Origin of the sequence: Acidaminobacter sp. JC074 (assembly GCF_022496765.1) — a bacterium.
Taxonomy (GTDB): domain Bacteria; phylum Bacillota; class Clostridia; order Peptostreptococcales; family Acidaminobacteraceae; genus JABXKX01.
In genome coordinates, this window is sequence record NZ_VANV01000017.1 from 122,428 (window position 1) to 140,626 (window position 18,199).

The 18,199-nt window shown below is 35.6% G+C and carries 13 protein-coding genes; all 13 read right to left on the reverse strand.

The genetic code is table 11. The annotated features are described in order from the left end of the window. Positions 1 to 144 precede the first annotated feature (144 nt). Positions 145 to 942 (reverse strand): InlB B-repeat-containing protein, encoded by a 798-nt coding sequence (locus EZV73_RS19245; protein WP_240842038.1) that lies wholly within the window; start codon positions 940 to 942, stop codon positions 145 to 147. Beyond that, a complete protein-coding gene (locus EZV73_RS28915; protein ID WP_330637174.1) occupies positions 939 to 2,804 on the reverse strand; it encodes an oligopeptide/dipeptide ABC transporter ATP-binding protein in 1,866 nt (621 codons plus the stop codon). Before EZV73_RS28915 ends, EZV73_RS19245 begins: the two co-directional genes overlap by 4 nt. Next, on the reverse strand, positions 2,794 to 3,834 hold the full coding sequence (locus EZV73_RS19260) for an ABC transporter ATP-binding protein (protein ID WP_240842039.1): 1,041 nt from the start codon (positions 3,832 to 3,834) through the stop codon (positions 2,794 to 2,796). The genes EZV73_RS28915 and EZV73_RS19260 overlap by 11 nt, the downstream gene beginning before the upstream one ends. Next, positions 3,834 to 5,243, reverse strand: coding sequence for an ABC transporter permease (locus tag EZV73_RS19265; RefSeq protein WP_240842040.1), 1,410 nt, complete (start codon positions 5,241 to 5,243; stop codon positions 3,834 to 3,836). Before EZV73_RS19265 ends, EZV73_RS19260 begins: the two co-directional genes overlap by 1 nt. After that, positions 5,243 to 6,208 (reverse strand): ABC transporter permease, encoded by a 966-nt coding sequence (locus EZV73_RS19270; RefSeq protein WP_240842041.1) that lies wholly within the window; start codon positions 6,206 to 6,208, stop codon positions 5,243 to 5,245. The genes EZV73_RS19265 and EZV73_RS19270 overlap by 1 nt, the downstream gene beginning before the upstream one ends. Before the next feature lie 238 nt (positions 6,209 to 6,446). Next, entirely contained in the window at positions 6,447 to 9,128 is a 2,682-nt protein-coding gene (locus EZV73_RS19275) for an ABC transporter substrate-binding protein (RefSeq protein WP_240842042.1), read from the reverse strand. 971 nt (positions 9,129 to 10,099) lie between these two features. Then, the gene (locus EZV73_RS19280; RefSeq protein ID WP_240842043.1) at positions 10,100 to 10,498 is read right to left on the reverse strand and encodes a hypothetical protein; all 399 of its coding nucleotides are present in this window, start codon (positions 10,496 to 10,498) and stop codon (positions 10,100 to 10,102) included. A 61-nt stretch (positions 10,499 to 10,559) separates the two neighbouring features. After that, complete coding sequence (locus tag EZV73_RS19285) at positions 10,560 to 12,959, reverse strand: CotH kinase family protein (RefSeq protein ID WP_240842044.1); 2,400 nt, start codon at positions 12,957 to 12,959, stop codon at positions 10,560 to 10,562. Between the two features lie 13 nt (positions 12,960 to 12,972). Continuing rightward, complete coding sequence (locus tag EZV73_RS19290; RefSeq protein ID WP_240842045.1) at positions 12,973 to 13,641, reverse strand: DUF4956 domain-containing protein; 669 nt, start codon at positions 13,639 to 13,641, stop codon at positions 12,973 to 12,975. Positions 13,642 to 13,649: 8 nt separating this feature from the next. Then, positions 13,650 to 14,342 (reverse strand): polyphosphate polymerase domain-containing protein, encoded by a 693-nt coding sequence (locus EZV73_RS19295; RefSeq protein ID WP_240842046.1) that lies wholly within the window; start codon positions 14,340 to 14,342, stop codon positions 13,650 to 13,652. Next, positions 14,342 to 15,559, reverse strand: a complete 1,218-nt coding sequence (locus EZV73_RS19300) for a DegT/DnrJ/EryC1/StrS aminotransferase family protein (protein WP_240842047.1) — start codon at positions 15,557 to 15,559, stop codon at positions 14,342 to 14,344. Before EZV73_RS19300 ends, EZV73_RS19295 begins: the two co-directional genes overlap by 1 nt. A gap of 9 nt (positions 15,560 to 15,568) precedes the next feature. After that, positions 15,569 to 16,300: a tyrosine-protein phosphatase gene (locus EZV73_RS19305; RefSeq protein WP_240842048.1), complete on the reverse strand. Its 732-nt coding sequence runs from the start codon at positions 16,298 to 16,300 to the stop codon at positions 15,569 to 15,571. Between the two features lie 10 nt (positions 16,301 to 16,310). Further along, positions 16,311 to 18,197: a nucleoside-diphosphate sugar epimerase/dehydratase gene (locus tag EZV73_RS19310; protein WP_240842050.1), complete on the reverse strand. Its 1,887-nt coding sequence runs from the start codon at positions 18,195 to 18,197 to the stop codon at positions 16,311 to 16,313. Between the last annotated feature and the right edge of the window lie 2 nt (positions 18,198 to 18,199).

Below are 18,199 nucleotides of genomic sequence, written 5' to 3' on the forward strand. Positions count from 1 at the left end.
ATATTGTCCCTAAGTGTACACTAGAGACCAAATTACCAAGGTATAATATGAGAAATGATCCCAGCATTAAAATAGCTGGGATCATCAAAAGAAAGAGAATAGAATTCATCTTTCTTTTGTATTGTTTATAATTTTCTTGTCTATCTATTTTTCTTTCCATGATGCATACAGCGTTATACGCAGCTTCCTTTCAAATGGTTGACCATTGATGTAGAATTCACCAGTTCCATCTCTCTTAACATTCCAGCCCTCAAAAGTATACTTGTCAGTATCTTTTGGTACCTCAAAGTCAATAGAATCACCATAGTTAACACTCATACGTGTCACATCTAGCTTAGGTGCATCGTCTTCTGGATAATTGATATTGAACTTTACATCAACGACAATTGGCTTCCAGTGAGCATACAGGGTTACGTCCTCAAATACTTCAGGAATTTTTAAATAACCCTTGTCACCAGGAATAGTTGTGATCTTACCATCTGCATCTTTCCATTCATAATCATACCATGAAACGAAGGCAAATCCTTCTTGAACAGGAAGCGGTAGTACAGCGAACTCACCACCACGGAATGTTTTAACATAATCGTCTGAAGGCATTTCGCCACCATTAAGGACATATTCAATATCAAAGATTGAAGGCTCCCAATCAGCATAGAGTACAATAGACTCACCGCCTAAGGTATCTTTATCAAAATCCCATGCTTCTTTTTTATAGTAATCTTTGTACCAGCCTGCGAAAATATAACCTTCTCTTGTTGGTACTTCTGGTGCTTGAATTTTTTGACCTTCTTCTAAGTTTAAATAACTTGCTACCATAGATGCATTTTGATTTGATGTAAAGAACATAACATTGATAGAGTTATCAACTTCCGGTTCACTATTACATGAGGTTAATGCAAATAATGCAAGCATCATCATTAATAAATAAATTACTCTCTTCATTGTACATCACCTGGTCTTTCATTTGTATCAAAATACTCATTCTTAATCTTTTCAAACTCAGCGTCGTTCACATACACAGAGTGTCCTGGAACAATCTCTCTTAGAGACGGCTTATCATGACGGTAATCATGGGCTGTAGCTGGATTGTAACCAATCTTAATTCTGTTCTTTTCATAATCTGGATCCGGCTGTGGTACAGCTGATAACAATGATTTTGTATATGGATGCATTGGATTATTAAACAACTCTTCTGCTTCAGCCATTTCTACAATCTTACCATAATACATTACTGCAATTCTATCACAGAAGAATCTAACTACTGACAAGTCATGGGCAATAAACATAATTGTTAAGCCTAACTCATCTTTAAGACCATGTAATAAGTTCAGTACTTGGGCTCTGATTGATACATCCAGTGCCGAAATAGGCTCATCAGCAATAACAAAATCAGGTTCCATAATCAAGGCTCTTGCAATACCTATTCTTTGACGTTGTCCACCAGAGAACTCATGAGGATATCTTGCAGCGAAAGAAGCTTGTAAACCAACCTTTTCAAGCATAACAGCTACTTTTTCTTTAATTTCCTCTTGACTATGACCACCCTTGATAACAAGACCTTCACCAACAATTTCCTCAACTGTTAGACGAGGATTTAGTGATGAAATAGGATCTTGGAAGATCATCTGCATCTTTCTTGAAGTCTCTAAAGCTTCTTTAGACTTGTTCACATCTTTATAGTATGCGATTTTTTCCTTCAGTTTAGAAACCTCTTCTTGTTCCCACTTCTGGATGGCTTTCTTCTCAGCTTCAAGCGCACTGATATCAACACCTAGGGCCTTATTATCAGGGACTTTAGAAGTCGCTTCTTTGGCCTTTGATTTCAACTCAGAAATGTTTTTCTTAAGCTTAGAAACCTCAGCCTTTTGTCTGGCCTTTTCTTCATTAATCTTAGCCTTAATAGCAGAAGAATCTGGCTTAGCTAACTTAGTCTTATCTTTCTTATATTGGTCCTTTAAGGCTGAAACTTGAGTCTTCTTATCGTTTGTTAAAACTTTAATCTGAGCCTTAGCATCTGATTTAGAAACAATTTGACCTTCTGCTTCAGCAATTAAAGGCTTGTATCTTTCTTCTAACTTTTTAAAGATCTGATCATACTTAGCATTAAGATCTGCCATTCTCTTTTCAATGACACTTTTTTCAAGGGCAGCTGATTCCTTAAGACCAACTGTCTTACGGCTAAGTCCCAGCTTATGTCTTGCAACTTCTTTGTTGTATTCATCTTCAACAACATTTTTAGTTGTGCCTTTAATCTTTTCAACTGCAAGCTTATACTTATGTTCTACTTTAGCGACTTCAAGTTCATACTTATTTTTTATTCTATATGTTTCATCTCTATGGTCGTCTAAAGGTTTTCTTAAATCTTTTAAAACTTCTTTATTGGCTTCTAAAACCTTATTCAAATTGTGTTCAGCATCAATAAGGTCATGTTCTAACTTTTCTTCAATTTTATGAACAGCTTCTGCATGCTTATCAATCTCAACAAGCTTTCTTTTAGCTTCTTCTTTAACTTCTACGATTTGTCTCTCTATACCTTTATGCCCAGCTGAAATGATGTCGCCATTTAACTTAACGGTACCTTCTGTTGCACTGTAAAGCTTCATTACTGTACGGCCAGTTGTTGTTTTACCACAACCCGATTCACCTACAACACCAAATACCTCTTGCTCATAGACATTGAACGAGACCCCATCTACTGCAGGTACAACCAGCTTGTTTTTACCGGTACCTGAAGTAAAGTGTTTTTTAAGGTTATCCACCTCTAAAACAACTTTTCTATTATCTACAACATGATTATTTTCCATAATGTAACTTACCTCTATTCTCCCTTAATCTTATCGTCGCTTCAGGCAACTCTACCTTAGGTGCATCAGGGTGTAACAACCATGTTGCAGCATAATGTGTATCTGTAACCTTAAACATAGGTGGTTGCTCCTCAAAGTCAATTTTCATTGCATACTTGTTACGAGGTGCAAATGCATCACCCTTAGGTGGGAAAATCATATTCGGTGGTGTCCCAGCAATAGCATCTAGATGTTTAGATGTTGCAAGGTTAGGCATTGATGATAACAAGGCCCAAGTATATGGATGTTTTGGATCATAGAAGATTTCTTCTGTTTCACCGTATTCAACTATCTTACCTGCATACATAACAGCAACTCTGTCAGCTACGTTGGCTACAACACCTAAGTCATGTGTAATGAATATAATCGATAGTTTTCTTTGTAATTTAAGTTCATTGATCAGCTCAAGAATCTTACCTTGAATCGTTACATCAAGTGAAGTTGTCGGCTCATCACAAATCAGTACTTCTGCATTATTTGCTAGTGCTATGGCAATAACAATTCTCTGTCTCATACCACCTGAAAACTGGTGTGGAAACTGATTGAATCTCTTTTCTGGCTCGCTGATGCCAACACGAGTTAATAACTCAAGCACCCTTTCTTTAGCCATAGCCTTAGGCATGCCTTGCTTGTAGATCAAAGCCTCTGCAATTTGCTTACCAACCGTTTGAATTGGGTTTAATGAAGACATTGGATCCTGGAAGATCATAGAGATCTTAGAACCTCTAATATTATGCATTTGTTCTTCACCAACTTGTGTTAAATCAAGTCCGTCAAACAATACTTCGCCATCTTCATAAATTGAGTTACCTGCTAAAAGACCCATAATCGTCTTAGCAGAAACACTTTTACCTGAACCTGACTCACCTACTATGGCAAGTGTTTCACCTTTATATAAATCAAAAGATACTCCTCTGATTGCATGTAAGATACCATATTGTGTTTTAAATGATATGGCCAAATTTTTTACTTCTAAAACTTTTTCACTCATTATTCAACCCCCCTTAATGATGGATTAAATGCATCTCTTAAACCATTACCAAATAAGTTGAATGCAATCATCAAGATAGAAATATAAGCTGATGGGAACAGTAGTAAATGCGGATGATGCATCATCACTGCCTGTCCTTTATTAATCAACATACCAACACTTGTCGCATTTGCATACTCAATGATGCCTAAGAATGAGTATGAAGCTTCAGTAAATACGAAGAATGGTATAGATAACGCTAAACCTGTTACAATTAAACCCAGTGTATTTGGGAAGATATGTTTAAACATGATTCTTGCATCACTCGCACCTAAAGTACGCGCTGCAAATACATATTCACGATTCTTAAATCTGTAGAACTGCATTCTACCAGTTTTGTACATGCCAACCCAACCTGTTAAGGTAAAGGCAACAATAATAACAATCAAACTGTTACCATAACGTAGTGTTAATAGAATTAGAACTGATAAGAAAGGAATTGATACAATAATCTCAACCAATCTATCCATAATTAAGTCAAAGGCACCACCATAGTAACCTACTAGTGAACCAAGGATAAGACCTACTAATGAGTTGATAGATACAACTGCAAGGGCCATGATAAGTGAAATTCTTGCACCTAACCACAACTCTGTAAATAAGTCGCCACCCTCATCTGTTGTTCCAAACCAGAAGTAAACATCAGATGGATCATTAACACCAAGTGTTGATTTAAACTGATTCAATCTAACAACATACTGGAAGAAAGGCTTTTCCGGATCTGCCGGGTTGTCTGTTTCTAGTATTTGTAGAATATCAATAACTGAGTTCTTTTTAAGTTCCTCATCAAATTCTTCCTGAGTTAATGTTCTTTTTACTTCAGCCAAAGGATCATCATCTGTTTGATTGATCTCATTTTGCTTCACTATAGAATAATATCTCTCAGGTTTATAAGATGATACATAGTTTGTGTATCTATAGTGGTTTACTACAACTTCTAACTTTGTAACATCTTCATAGTCTGGATGATCTGGATTATCAATCAGTTCCTGTGGTAGGCCTGAAATAATAATATCCTTGCCAAAATCATTGCTGTTCATATCTAAAAGAAACTGCTTACCAGCCTCAATTTTCTTAGTACCATCAAAGAAACCTAACTTTTCAAGACCTGGTACCTTAGGTACAAGATTTCCTAACCTTGCTGCTTCAATTGGTGCATCTGCCTTCAATGTATAACCTCTCATATAAGGGCCAAATACTACAAAGAATAAAACCACACAGATGATGATAAAGGCATAAAAAGCCCCTTTGTTTTTCTTAAATCTGTTCCATGAATCTTGATAATACCCAATACGCTTTGATTCAAGTTCTGTATCAAGTATCTTTTGACTATCACGGACCAATACTAAATCTTTTTTGTCTATATTCATCATGATAACTTTCCACTCCCGAATCGTACTCTTGGATCAAACAATGTATAAGATAAGTCTGCTATAATAGCTGAAACCAATGTTAAGAACTGACCAAATGTGTTTATAAGCATTAATAGGGCATAATCACGACCATTAAATGCTGCAAGATACATACGACCTGTACCATCAACACGGAATATTTTTTCTGTGATAATACCACCGTTTAAAACAGCGATCAAACCAATAAAAATACCTGGTAATATTGGAACCAAGGCGTTTCTAAGGGCATGCTTAAATACAGCTTGTTCTCTTGTTAATCCTTTTGCTCTAGCTAATAACATATAATCTGTTGTTAACTGCTCAGTTAACTCTGCACGTACTCGACGCGCCATAGATGGAATACTGGCTAAAGTTATAATGATGACAGGCATGATGTAAGTAGAAATACCATACCAGAAACCTAGTTCTGCGAATTCGGAGGCCGTGGCTATTTTGTAGTCTGGTGCAATGCCCCATCTCCAGTAGAAGAAATACTGAGCAACAACACCTACAACAAAGTAAGGTACTGAAATAAATATCATAATCCAGATAGATATTGCTGTATCTTGCCATTTGTTCTTTTTAAGAGCTGCTACAACACCAATTATAATTGCTATAGGTACCGACAATAAGTACGGTACAATATTGATTTTAACCGATGCAGGAATCTTCTTAAAATAAGCCTCAGAAACGTCTCTATTTAATAGATGTGAATAACCGAAGTTTCCTTCTGTAAATATATTCTTTACCCATAATCCAAATTGAACAACAATCGGTTCATTCCAACCTTCTTTTTCTGCCATCTGCTCATACCAGTCATTACCTTGACCAATAGTAGGCACATAATTATCTGGCATTAGTTTGATAAAAAAGAAGAAAAGGAATACAGTAATGACAAATGTTATTAACATAAGTCCCATTCTTTTTAGCATATAACTAAACAAAGTTTACTCTCCCTCATATTCATTGATTTTATATCTATATGTTAAACCCTAACCCTTGTACTTTAACTCCTAAAAATTAAAATAAACTCTTATCAACCATGTTGGTTTATCAGATGACGAGTCATCTAATATTCATTCATGATGTTACATATAAATACACGATTTAAGTGACATAAAAATCCCACGTTCAAATGAACGAACATGGGATTAATATTAAATACTATTTTCCTTCAAGTAATTACTCCATGAAGTCAGGATCTGTAGATAAGTAACGGTATCTACCAGTACCCCATGCAAAACCACTTGAGTAAGCTGGCCATTCAATAACTACGTTATCTGCATAAACGATTGCTGATGAACGTGTAACTGTTGGAATCAATGGACAATACTCGAAAAATACTTTTTCAAGTTCTGCAATATAGTTGTAAATGTCATTTGAAGCACCTGCAAACGGTTCAGAAGCTGTACCGTCCCATGGTGTATCTTCGTTGATAATAACCATACAAATATCTTCTAATGAACCTCTGTAGATACCAGCTGGCTTACCATCAGCTTCTTTTAACCAGTTGTAAAGCTTGATGTGACCTTCTAACTCGTCTTCTTCCATAGAATCAAGACCAAGTTCATCTAAGTAGTTCCATGTATTTGTTAAATCAATTTCAATTTCAAGAGTTGCATACTCTGCAACACCGTCAACGCCAGAAACATCATATGGTTGTGATAATCCTAAGAAACCACCACCGATAACATCGCCAAAGAATGCGATTGCTGGATATTGCCATTGTGCTCCTGAAGATGTACCAAAACCTACTGCCGAAAGTACAGCATCAAAGTTCCATGAAGAAGTTTCTGCTTGGTGACCCTCATTCTCATTGTATACGATATCTAAGATAAATCTTTCTTCGTCTGCATTGAATAGTTCTTCATATGAAACTTTCATATGCTCAACTAAGTTCTTAGTAAAATCATCGTTATCAGAGATAAACTTAAGTGTTATTGGACCTTCATTACCTTCAGCTTTCCAGTTAGCCCAAGCTTGATCAAATAAGCTAAGTGCTAAATCTGGTACATATGCATGAGTATCAGGGTTGATGTTAAACTCTTCTAATACAGTCATATGTTGAGGAGATTCCGAATAATAGAATACGTCCTGGTTATAAGCTTTTGTATCTAATGGAATTGGTAATAATGAAGCTGTATTTGGTGCATATACATTGTTTGCATAGTAGCTTCTATCAAAACCATAGAATAATGCTTGTCTAAATGTCTTGTCATACATCGCTGATGGATGCTCATGTGCATTCTCTTCAAGTTTTGAAGGTGCAGTATTTAAGATTAAGTACTGAGGATATCCTCTCCATTCTTTGAATAAGTTGTCATACTCAGCATATTCTGCGTAGTAATCTTGAGTTAAACCAGCTACAGAAATCTCACCAGCAGCAAATAATGCCATTCTAGTATCTGTTGAATCAACGATTTCAATGACTCTAGACTTGTAGTTGATAGTTTCTTTCTTTACATAATCAAAGTTTTTGTTAAATACAATCTTTTGGTTTTCATCCCAAGTCTTAATGATGTACTCACCATAAGATACATATGGGTAATCAGGTGTACCATAAGCAGCATCTTCTTTTGCAGTAGTCAATGATGCTTCAAATGCTTCTTTATGGATTAATCTAAAGTTATTTGCATATGCGATAGCAGATGATTGAGAAACCGGCTCCCAGAACTTCATTGTAAATGTATAATCATCAACAATTTCGAAACCAACATCTTCCCAAGCAACATCTTTCATGTTACCATTTTCATCTTTGATCTGAGTACCAGTAAAGTATTCATAAGAATTCATAAGTGGCGCACCGTTCTTAGCTTCTTCAGTCTTGTAGAACATAGTCGCACGCTTGTTGTTTAATACTGGATCGATAAACTGCTTAAGAGTATACTCGTAGTCTGCTGATGTAATTGGTGTACCATCTTCAAACTTCATATCTTCTCTAATAGAAATAGTCCACTCCGTATCCTTAATTGCAGGCGCACCTTCACGGTCATATTTACCATCTGCAGTTAAGTGATCATTTCCTTCAGAGTCCACTGGAAATCTTGTCGCTCCAACTAAAACGATTTGATAGTCAAGAGCTTCAATTGAATATTCTTGTGATTCAAACTTCGAGAAATCTCCTGGGAATGCCGCTAGACCATCCGCTATGGCCTTGTCCCAGTCAACTTCAATGTTGTTCTTATCACTTGATGTATATAATGATGTAGATAATAAATCAATTAAATCATCTTCATAACTCCATTGGTAAATCAATGGGTTAATTACTACTGGATCTTTATCATCTAAAGTAGATACATATGTAACCTCTGGGCTATAGTCAACAGCCTTTGAGTCTACTGGCTCCCAATATGCATATAAAGTTGTTGATGCTTCTACATTGTAAGGGAATTCTACTGGTTGAGTTGTCCAAGTAAAACCTCTCTTAGTTGTAAACCAACCACCAAATTTGTAACCTTCACGAGTTGGCTCAGTTGGCGCTTCTACATCACCACCGTTTTCTCCAACTAAAACTGTTGCAACATTACCTTGTCTGTCGTCAAAACTAACAACAGTAGATACTGTCCATTGTGCATACAATGTTACGTCTGCTTCAACTGGTGTTGCGAAGTCATAAACATTGTTACCTTCTGCATCTGTTGACCAATTAACAAAACTATTTGTCTTACCTTCTGCAGCTTCTTTTGTAGGTGCAGCAGGCTCAGCAACAGCTTGTCCTTTTTCAACTGTAGCATTTTCAACTACACTACCACCTTGAGTGTCAAATGTTACTGTAAACTCACTTGGTGAGCAACCAGCAAATGATGCCATCATCATTACTAGTACTAACATTAACGCTAAAGGTCTGAAAAAAATATTCTTCATACTTTATGCCCTGTACGACCTTAAGCCAAATCATACGTCCCTTTCTCTATTTTATACGCTTTGAATTACTCAAATGAATAACTCATTTTGTTGCCAATGTAAAGATGTACTCCATACATATTCTTGAACTCTTATGTATTGTCAACTTAAACGGCTTAAGAAAAACGATGTTTCTGTTTAAGTCGCAATACAGTTCATTCTTTCATTTCCTAAGAAATGAAAAATGCCTAAAGATTGAAAAATCTTTGAGGCTTATACTAAATTAGGTCTAGCAATAGATATGAATAAATGGTCTCGGTTTAAAATATATATATCTATTCTTCTATTTGTGTAAGATCTAATTGGTATACATAATCAATCATACGAATAATTCAAGTCATGTCTTACTTGTTATTGTCTAGCAAGTCATAAGAATCAGTTAATTTAGTCTTTTCCGAATATTTGAGATTAGCCACAAATTTTCACGGACGCTAGATAATCACACCATGTGAACTTTTGTTAATACATCACTGACACGATCTGAAAGCATTGTAAATATCTTATAATAGTGTTTCTAATAAAATCATTAAGGTGTAAATACACTTTACATTTCTTAAGAAAATATAAACCACTAATAAAATTATATATTTTCTGATAAAATTAATCAAGATGCTTATCATTATTCAATTATTTTTATCGTTAAACAATTCCGTAACCCTAAGTAATTATCTTATTCTTAGAGATGGTAAATTTATCCGAGCCTCATTATTTTTCCGATTGAATACACAATTTCTAAGTCCGCTATTTTCAAAGCTTTACTGTCATTTTCTATGCAAAAGTTGTATATTAATGCACCTTTTTTAATAAAAATCACCTAGCTATTTTTATATGCAACTTCTTCAATTGTTACCTCAAATATTACAAAAACTTAAAAAACCTCATCCTAAAAGATAAGGTTTTTCTCTTCAGTCGCATAAAAGAAAAATTATAGACTAAATATTTTCACGTTCCTTTTCTAAAGCATTTTGCATTTTTCTACAGCGATCATACCAAAGTACTTCATATGACTCATGATCGACAAGCCTACCAGTTAAATCAGCAATCGAATGTATCTTATCATCTAGACACCAATCCACACATATCTGATAGGCATCCCAGTCCCATTCTTCTGGTTCCCATTCTACATTTATTTCAGTGACACCTAAGACATGTAGAGCGTAGGCTCTTGTATGACCATCAACGTATATATGACGTCCATTAAGTTTTTTTATAGGAATGGGATCATATACATCCGGTTTGATCCAAGTCTGAACAGCAGCTAACTTCTTTTTAGATATATAGAGTTGAGATGGATAAATATCTTCGATTTTCATAGTAAATGGTGCAGCCATAATATTTCCTTTCTAGATTACGTCGTCTTTTTGAGTTTAACACAAAAGAAGAGCAATCAAACTAGTCTTTGACAAAATGTACTTTTATTTGTGTATCACCATTTACAACCAGTTCTAAAAGTTCACCTGCAACATACCTAGTCTCACCCATTTCTGTTATCTCCCACTTATCTAATTTATAACCTGAAAGTGGTTTAGCTCTTAACCTTAACATTTGACCTTGTAGATACTGGACTTCAGAAGAAGTATCCATTTGATAGGTCCCATTAACATCAATCACACCTCCAGCAAATGAAAGACCAATCTCATAAGGCCCCTTTAAGTCATAGAAGTTTGCAGCATGCTTTAGAATGGCTTCTTTTCTATTGGACAAAAATTCTCTGACTACCATAACCTCTTGATCCCAGCCTGTCCCTTCATCTTCAAAGAAACGCCAACGTTTCACATACTCATCCATTTCCGGCTTGTATAAGGCTACAAAGTGCTCTAACGCTTGCATAGCATTGTCTTTACTGAAACGAGAATTAGAAAAATCACAAATTCTCAGTAGGAGACCATCTCTGAACTCTTCATTTTGACTCAACTGTCTATAAAACATAGTCGCCCATAATGGATTATGCCTACCTGTATTTTCGGTTGCAGTCAAATATTCAAAAGAATTAAAGTAAGCTGCATCACTGCCTTCATAAAGACCCATGGAAAAATCAATATCATAAAGTAAAAAACGGTAACGGCCATCATAGACCCCTTCTCCAACTGGCCCCTTATAACGCCACCAACGAATGTTGTTGTTAGGCCAATCTTTGTTGTTAAGATAGATTTGAGTCGCATAATAATCTAAAAAGTTATCCATATCTATCATGAGTTTGACCTGATCATAATTAGCTTCTATTGACATATCTTCTTTTTCTATAAAGTCATACACCTTATTGAAGTGGATCTGATCTTCTTCATCGCCGTGTTTAACAGTGATATTTTCTATTAGACCTATCTCATCTTTCTCTAAACCATAGTGATTTTCTATAAAGCTTTCATCCATGGTTTCTCTCATATTATAGATGCCCCAATACTCTCCATTTAGAAAGAGTATGACAGGCTTGTAGGCCTGATGGTCAATAATATCATCTACAAGCTCGTCTGCCAGTATATCTCTAATCATGGCATATTTAAGATCGTTTGAACCAGACCTTAAGATAATCGAATCAAAAGTATTTATCTCAAGTTCTTCAAAAAAGGCATACTCAAAAGGCGCATTATCAAAGCCATTCTTACCGATGATTCTAAAAGATTTTTTGGGACTTGACCGAGAATAGCCACCAAATATCCTTAAACCAATATCTTGGGAGAAGACCAAAGCACCATTTGTATCAAACATTTCAAAGTAAGCAGGTCTTTCCCAGGCCTTGCCTCTTTGATTGTAATTTGCAGGCGTCGAGCCATCTGTTGGTGTCAAAGAATCTAGCTTAAATCTTTCACCAACAATATAAATCCCATCATAAGAGTCAAATAAATGTTTCGGATCAGTCGTAATAGATAAAATATCGAAGGTATAATCATCAATACTTTGATCCTTCACGTAATAAGAACCTACAAAACCCTCTCCAATCGGTACTGGACCATCATAATACCTTGCTTTTATTGTGGATATACGATTGATATTTTCATGGTCAATAAAAATTACAAAATCCAAGAAGGTTGCATTGATATTGGCATAACGAATAGGATTCTTGATAGAATAATCCATAAATATTGGCCCACTATATTTATTCGCTTGATCACTTGGTTCTGAACCATCAAGTGTATAGTATATATCTAAGCCCTCTATCTCATCAAAAGTCAGATAAAATGGTTCTTTATAAATGCCTGGTTGATGAGAGGCTTCTATAACATACTGCCTGTTAAGCGACTTAATATCATCAATAATTATGCCTTGATTTTCTTGACCAGGTGTCCCTTCAAATAAATACTGATATTTACCATCAATTAAAGCCACAGACATGTTGTCATTCAGATAAGGTAGCAAGACCGTTTGAATAATTTCACCATTCGATTTGGCTAAGGATACCTTTTCCCCCCTATCATCTAACTTAAAATTAGCATGGTATTCTTGATCGCTATGATGATAAACCCAGTCTAAGTCTGAGGCATAGACTATCAAGCGCTGACCTGGTTCAATAATGCCATGATCAAATTGCCACTTTAAAGGTTTCTCTGGTTCATCACTTAAACCATAGCCTTCTAAACTGATGGCATAGTCAGTAGGATTATACAGTTCTATCAAGTCATAATACTTGCCGTCATGAGCCATCATTAATGATTTATTTGATGAAATAATCTCACTGATGATTATATGATAAGAATCGTCATCCGTTAACTCAGCTCCATGAAAGCCATTTGTTACTAGCCCAATTAGAGCCAAGCATATTACGACGAGAATTGATAAGTATATCCGACTCCTCATGAGTCACCTCCACCTATTCATTTAAGTGACCACTAAATGACACAATGTTTACTTTATTTATTGTCTCTACCTTATAGAGATCATCAATCAAGTCATCCTCATCTGCCTCATCAATCGTCACTTCATATATGGACTCTTGTACATCAGCCTCTGTATTTTTCATTCTAAGGCGATATTTTTTTATATACTTTTCCATAATAGGTTCCAAATCCTCAAGCTTGAACCTACTGCCTTTAATGATTAATAAATAGGAACTGTTTTGCCTGAACCTGAAAAAATGAAACATCAATATCAGACCACTGATTGTTAACGTCCCAATGATGGCAATCAGTATTGCCCCAGTCCCCGCTGAAAGTCCTATGGCTATGGACCAAAAAAGATAAGAAATGTCTTTAGGTTCCTTAATGGCTGCTCTAAAGCGGACAATCGAAAGAGCTCCGACCATCCCGAGTGATAGAACCAGGTTATTTCCTATTACCATTATCACCATGGATGTAATAACCCCTGTAAGGACTATGGAGATATTGAAATTCCTTGAATAAGCAACGCCAGTAAAAGTTATTTTGTAGACAAGAAAAACAATCAAAGTTAGTAGTATTGTTACTGCTAAATAAACCAAAACTACCTTGTAAGATAAAACGTCATGAGCTTTAATTAAATCTGTTAGTCTTTCTAGATTCATATTTCCTCCTAACATTCAGACCATAAAGCATAATAATACTTGCTATATGATACTTTGGTTAGATCAACACAAGCAAGAATTTCCTTTATCATATCTGGTAAATGGCCAGTGTACTTCACCTCTAATATATAAAGTTCTGGATCAATAATTGGTACCATATTCGGATCTTTTAAGAAAATATCCTTTTGATGTGTAATGCCTCTAATATGTTTATCAAAATTTACCCTTAAATCAAAACTCTCATGAACATATGCCTCTCTTTCGTAATCCACAATAGCACTTAGCCGGTAATGATTCACAGAAAGATAATCATATAACCCAAGCGAAAAATCGTTAGCATAGGTCTTTAGAAGATCAAATTGACCTTTTGAAAAGGCCTTGGCTTGATCATTTGATATAATCAATGATTCTTTTAAGGAATGTTTATTGATTTTTTCTTTTTTTTCTAGTTTGATCCTCTGATAATCATCATCATAGAATCTAAGCCTTATCTTTCGTCTAACCTTAATCCCCATTTCCTTCTCAAAGAAATCTTTCTTATTGAGACTGTCAAAATAGACACTTCTAACTAGATAATGGCCTTTAGCACCTGAATGGCTATCCAGCATTAAAATAGATTTAAACAGAGATGACAACAAGGCATATTGATACTGATTAACATAGTACTTTTCTTCTCTTCTTCTTACACTTAAAAATGACATCACATGCTCATTTCTTCTAGAATCTCTTCTAAACACTTACAAACATATACAACGTCCTCTTGCGTCATCATTGTATGAAGGGGTAAAGAAATCTCATTTTCATACATCTTATAAGCATTGGGATAGTCCTCTATCTTAAATCCTAGTTCCTTATAGGCTGTATGCATGGGAAGCGGCTTAAAGTGAACATTTGTTGCAATCTTATGTTCTGCCATTTTAACAATGACTTTGTTTCTAAAAGCCTCATCTTTCTCACTCAAGTTCACAAGCATCAAGTGGCCACTTGATGACTGCATAACAGTGTCATGTTTCATATAAGTGACATTCATTTTATCTAAGTAGGATTCATACATACTGATCATTTTTTTCCTTTTTTCTAAAATACCAGGATAGCGTCTTAACTGAACCAAACCCAGCCCTGCCATGATGTCGGTCATATTACACTTATAAAAGGGGCCAATTATATCGTATTCCCAGGCACCAAGTTGATGTTTGGTAAAGGCATCCTTTGATTGTCCATGTAATGAAATCAACATATACTCATGATAAAGTTCTTCAGAATCCAGTTTATCCATTTCTCGCCATGTTACTGCTCCACCTTCACCAGTTGTCAAGTTCTTAACGGCGTGGAAAGAAAAACAAGTGAAGTCTGCTACAGAGCCGCACATCCGGTTTTTATAGTTAGCGCCAAAGGAATGGGCCGAATCTGACATGACAATCACCCTATTAAAGACTTCTTGGTACTTGTTTTCAGCTACAAATAGATCTTTCTTTTTTTCAATGATTTCATATATTCTATCATAATCACACAAACAGCCGCCGACATCTACAGGTATGATGACTTTAGTCCGTTCTGTAATGGCATTCTCTAAGGCCTCATAATCGATGTGAAAAGAGTCCTTTTTTGTATCTACCAAGACTATTTTAGCGCCAACATGGTGAATGACACTTGCAGATGCTGTATAGGTATAAGCACTGGTAATGACCTCGTCTCCTGGACCTACTCCCAGAAGTCTTAAAGTCATTTCCATACATGCTGTCGCTGAGTTCAATGCGACTGCATACTTTGTCTTACAGTAATCTGCAATGGCTTTTTCAAAGGCTTTAGTCTTAGGACCGGTCGTAATCCAGCCTGATGCTAAAGCATCCATCACTTCATTGATTTCTTCTTGTGTAATATCTGGTCTTGCAAATCGAATCTGACCCAATCTATCCATAAAAACTCCTTAGTCTATAAGTTCATCATTTATCATTTTCTCTGCGTTCCTAAAGGTAACATCTTGGTACATTTCTTTATCATAATATCTTCTTATATAAGCCAATGATTTTTTTATATAGAGAACACTTGAGTTTTTTCTATGTAGGTCTGTCCCAATAAAATGAACCATTTTTTTTCTAATCATTCTCCTTGCAACTCTTCTTGCATCTCTACCATAATAGCCTAAAAGCGAAGCCAAACTAAGCTGGGTATAAACACCAAGGTCAATCAAGTCCTCTAGATTTTCAAAATCACGTTGAATAAACTCATAACGCGCTGGGTGTGCAAGTATCACAAAGTAACCTTCTAATTTCATATTAAATACAAACTCCTTTAAGGCCTGAATTTCACCAAATAAAGGACATTCAACCAAAACATATTTTGTCTTATTAATGGTCAAGCAATTATTAGCATGAATCTGATCTAGTATATTGGGATTGATCATAATTTCATTGGCCAAATATGGGGTAATACCAATACCCTCTTCCTCAATTTTACTTTTTATAATCTCATATTTATCAAATAATTCTGACGTATCTGTCACATACTTAGGCTGTAGAAAGTGAGGTGTAAAGACCATCTTACGCACACCAATCTCATAAAGTTGCTTTAACATGACCAAACTGTCCTCTAGAGACTTAGAGCCATCATCTACGTCATATATAATATGGGAATGTATATCGAATAATTTATCTGTCATAATTTCATCCCTAACTTTGTTTTCTATCTTTTTTTATTGAAATGACTTTTTTACTGACTTCTTCTTCGTCTATGTGATAATTGGGTACCAGCTTTTGTATGGCTCTCTTTATTTCCATATTGTTGTTTCTATATGCTGCACTTTTTAAGCGTTCTAGCGAATAACACAAATCATCAAAATCAATGTTAGTTGTTTTTCCAATGTAGATTTTTTTATTAGAAGTCTCCACTAGACCTTCTTCCTCTAAGAGAAGTTCTTCATATAATTTTTCACCAGGTCTTAAGCCGATTATTTCTATCTGGATGTCTTTACCTGGTTCATAGCCTAATAATCGAATCAGATTTTCAGCCAAGGCATAAATGTTGACTGGCTCACCCATGTCCAAAACAAACACCTCGTTATTCTTTGCAAAAGCACCTGATTGTAAGACAAGCTGAACAGCTTCAGGTATGGTCATAAAATACCTGATGATGTTTTTATGTGTAACTGTTACAGGTCCACCTGCTTTAATTTGATTTTCAAAAAGAGGTATTACTGATCCATTCGAGCCAAGCACATTTCCAAATCGAACAGTCGTAAAAACAGTATCAGAAACATCTGTCATCGATTGTACAATCATTTCACATATACGTTTCGTAGCCCCCATGACACTGGTTGGATTAACAGCTTTATCTGTGGATATAAAGACAAATTTTTCAACATGATAATTGGCTGCTGCCTTAACCACATTAAAAGTACCCATGCAATTATTCAGCACAGCTTCTCTTGGTGCATGCTCCATCAATGGTACATGTTTATGGGCTGCAGCATGGAAAACAAGTTGAGGTCTATAAGTAGAAAAGATGTTCATGATATTATCAAAATCCTGAACTGTAGCTATAAGTGTAACCACATCCATGTCCATACCATACTTCTGTTTAAGCTCATTGGTAATGTCATAAGCATTGTTTTCATAATTGTCGACAATGATCAACTTCCTCGGTTCATAGGTCATCAATTGTCTACAAATTTCTGATCCGATAGAGCCGCCACCACCTGTTACCATAATGGTTTTACCATTGATCAACTCATTCAATCCAGACTTATCCAGTTGAACTGGATCACGTCCTAATAGGTCTTCAATATTGACGTCTCTAATATGATGAACACTCACCTTCCCATCGATAATTTCATGAATGCCTGGTACAGTTTTGACCTTACAATTACACTTAGAACACTCCATCATAATCTCTTTAACAACTTTAGAGCTTTCAGCAGGAATGGCCAGAATGATTTCGTCAACCTTGTATCGTTTTACAATACTGTAAATATCATATCGATTACCAAGTACCTTAACTCCATTGATGTATTGACCAATCATATTGTTTTCTTTTCCTATAAAACCCACCAGGTGGCCAAAGACATTGGGATGTTCCTTAAGTTCCTTTGCAATCATACTGGCTGTAGCGCCCACACCAATGATTAAGACGTTCTTGTACAAATCCTTATGAAAAAGGTAACCAACATTTTTAATTCTTCTAAATACTCGATATGCAAGTCTAACACCAAGCACCCCTATCATTTCTATCAGGAGCGTAATCAGATAAAAAGACAGTGGTAAGGTAGAGTTTTGATAAATCAAGTAAAAAATACCAATCATGGATGCTACCAATACAGCTGCAATGCCTCTCATAACTTCTTCTATTGAAGCATAAGACCACATGCTTGAATAAAGAGAAAACACTCTAAACACGATCAGTTTTAATAACAAGTAAATTAAGATGTTGGAATAAAATATATCAATATAAACGCCAGGTAAAGGCAAATCATATTTAAGGACAAGCGCTAAAAGAAAGGAAGTACTAATCACAAGTGCATCCAAGAGGAGCATAACCATTTTTTTTGACAGAGTACTCATAA

Coding starts and splice junctions, on each gene's coding strand:
- EZV73_RS19285 (WP_240842044.1), bottom strand. CDS start 12,959: ATGAGGAGTCGGATATACTTATCAATTCTCGTCGTAATATGCTTGGCT.
- EZV73_RS19245 (WP_240842038.1), bottom strand. CDS start 942: ATGAAGAGAGTAATTTATTTATTAATGATGATGCTTGCATTATTTGCA.
- EZV73_RS28915 (WP_330637174.1), bottom strand. CDS start 2,804: ATGGAAAATAATCATGTTGTAGATAATAGAAAAGTTGTTTTAGAGGTG.
- EZV73_RS19295 (WP_240842046.1), bottom strand. CDS start 14,342: ATGTCATTTTTAAGTGTAAGAAGAAGAGAAGAAAAGTACTATGTTAAT.
- EZV73_RS19275 (WP_240842042.1), bottom strand. CDS start 9,128: ATGAAGAATATTTTTTTCAGACCTTTAGCGTTAATGTTAGTACTAGTA.
- EZV73_RS19300 (WP_240842047.1), bottom strand. CDS start 15,559: ATGGATAGATTGGGTCAGATTCGATTTGCAAGACCAGATATTACACAA.
- EZV73_RS19310 (WP_240842050.1), bottom strand. CDS start 18,197: ATGAGTACTCTGTCAAAAAAAATGGTTATGCTCCTCTTGGATGCACTT.
- EZV73_RS19280 (WP_240842043.1), bottom strand. CDS start 10,498: ATGGCTGCACCATTTACTATGAAAATCGAAGATATTTATCCATCTCAA.
- EZV73_RS19290 (WP_240842045.1), bottom strand. CDS start 13,641: ATGAATCTAGAAAGACTAACAGATTTAATTAAAGCTCATGACGTTTTA.
- EZV73_RS19305 (WP_240842048.1), bottom strand. CDS start 16,300: ATGACAGATAAATTATTCGATATACATTCCCATATTATATATGACGTA.
- EZV73_RS19265 (WP_240842040.1), bottom strand. CDS start 5,243: ATGAATATAGACAAAAAAGATTTAGTATTGGTCCGTGATAGTCAAAAG.
- EZV73_RS19260 (WP_240842039.1), bottom strand. CDS start 3,834: ATGAGTGAAAAAGTTTTAGAAGTAAAAAATTTGGCCATATCATTTAAA.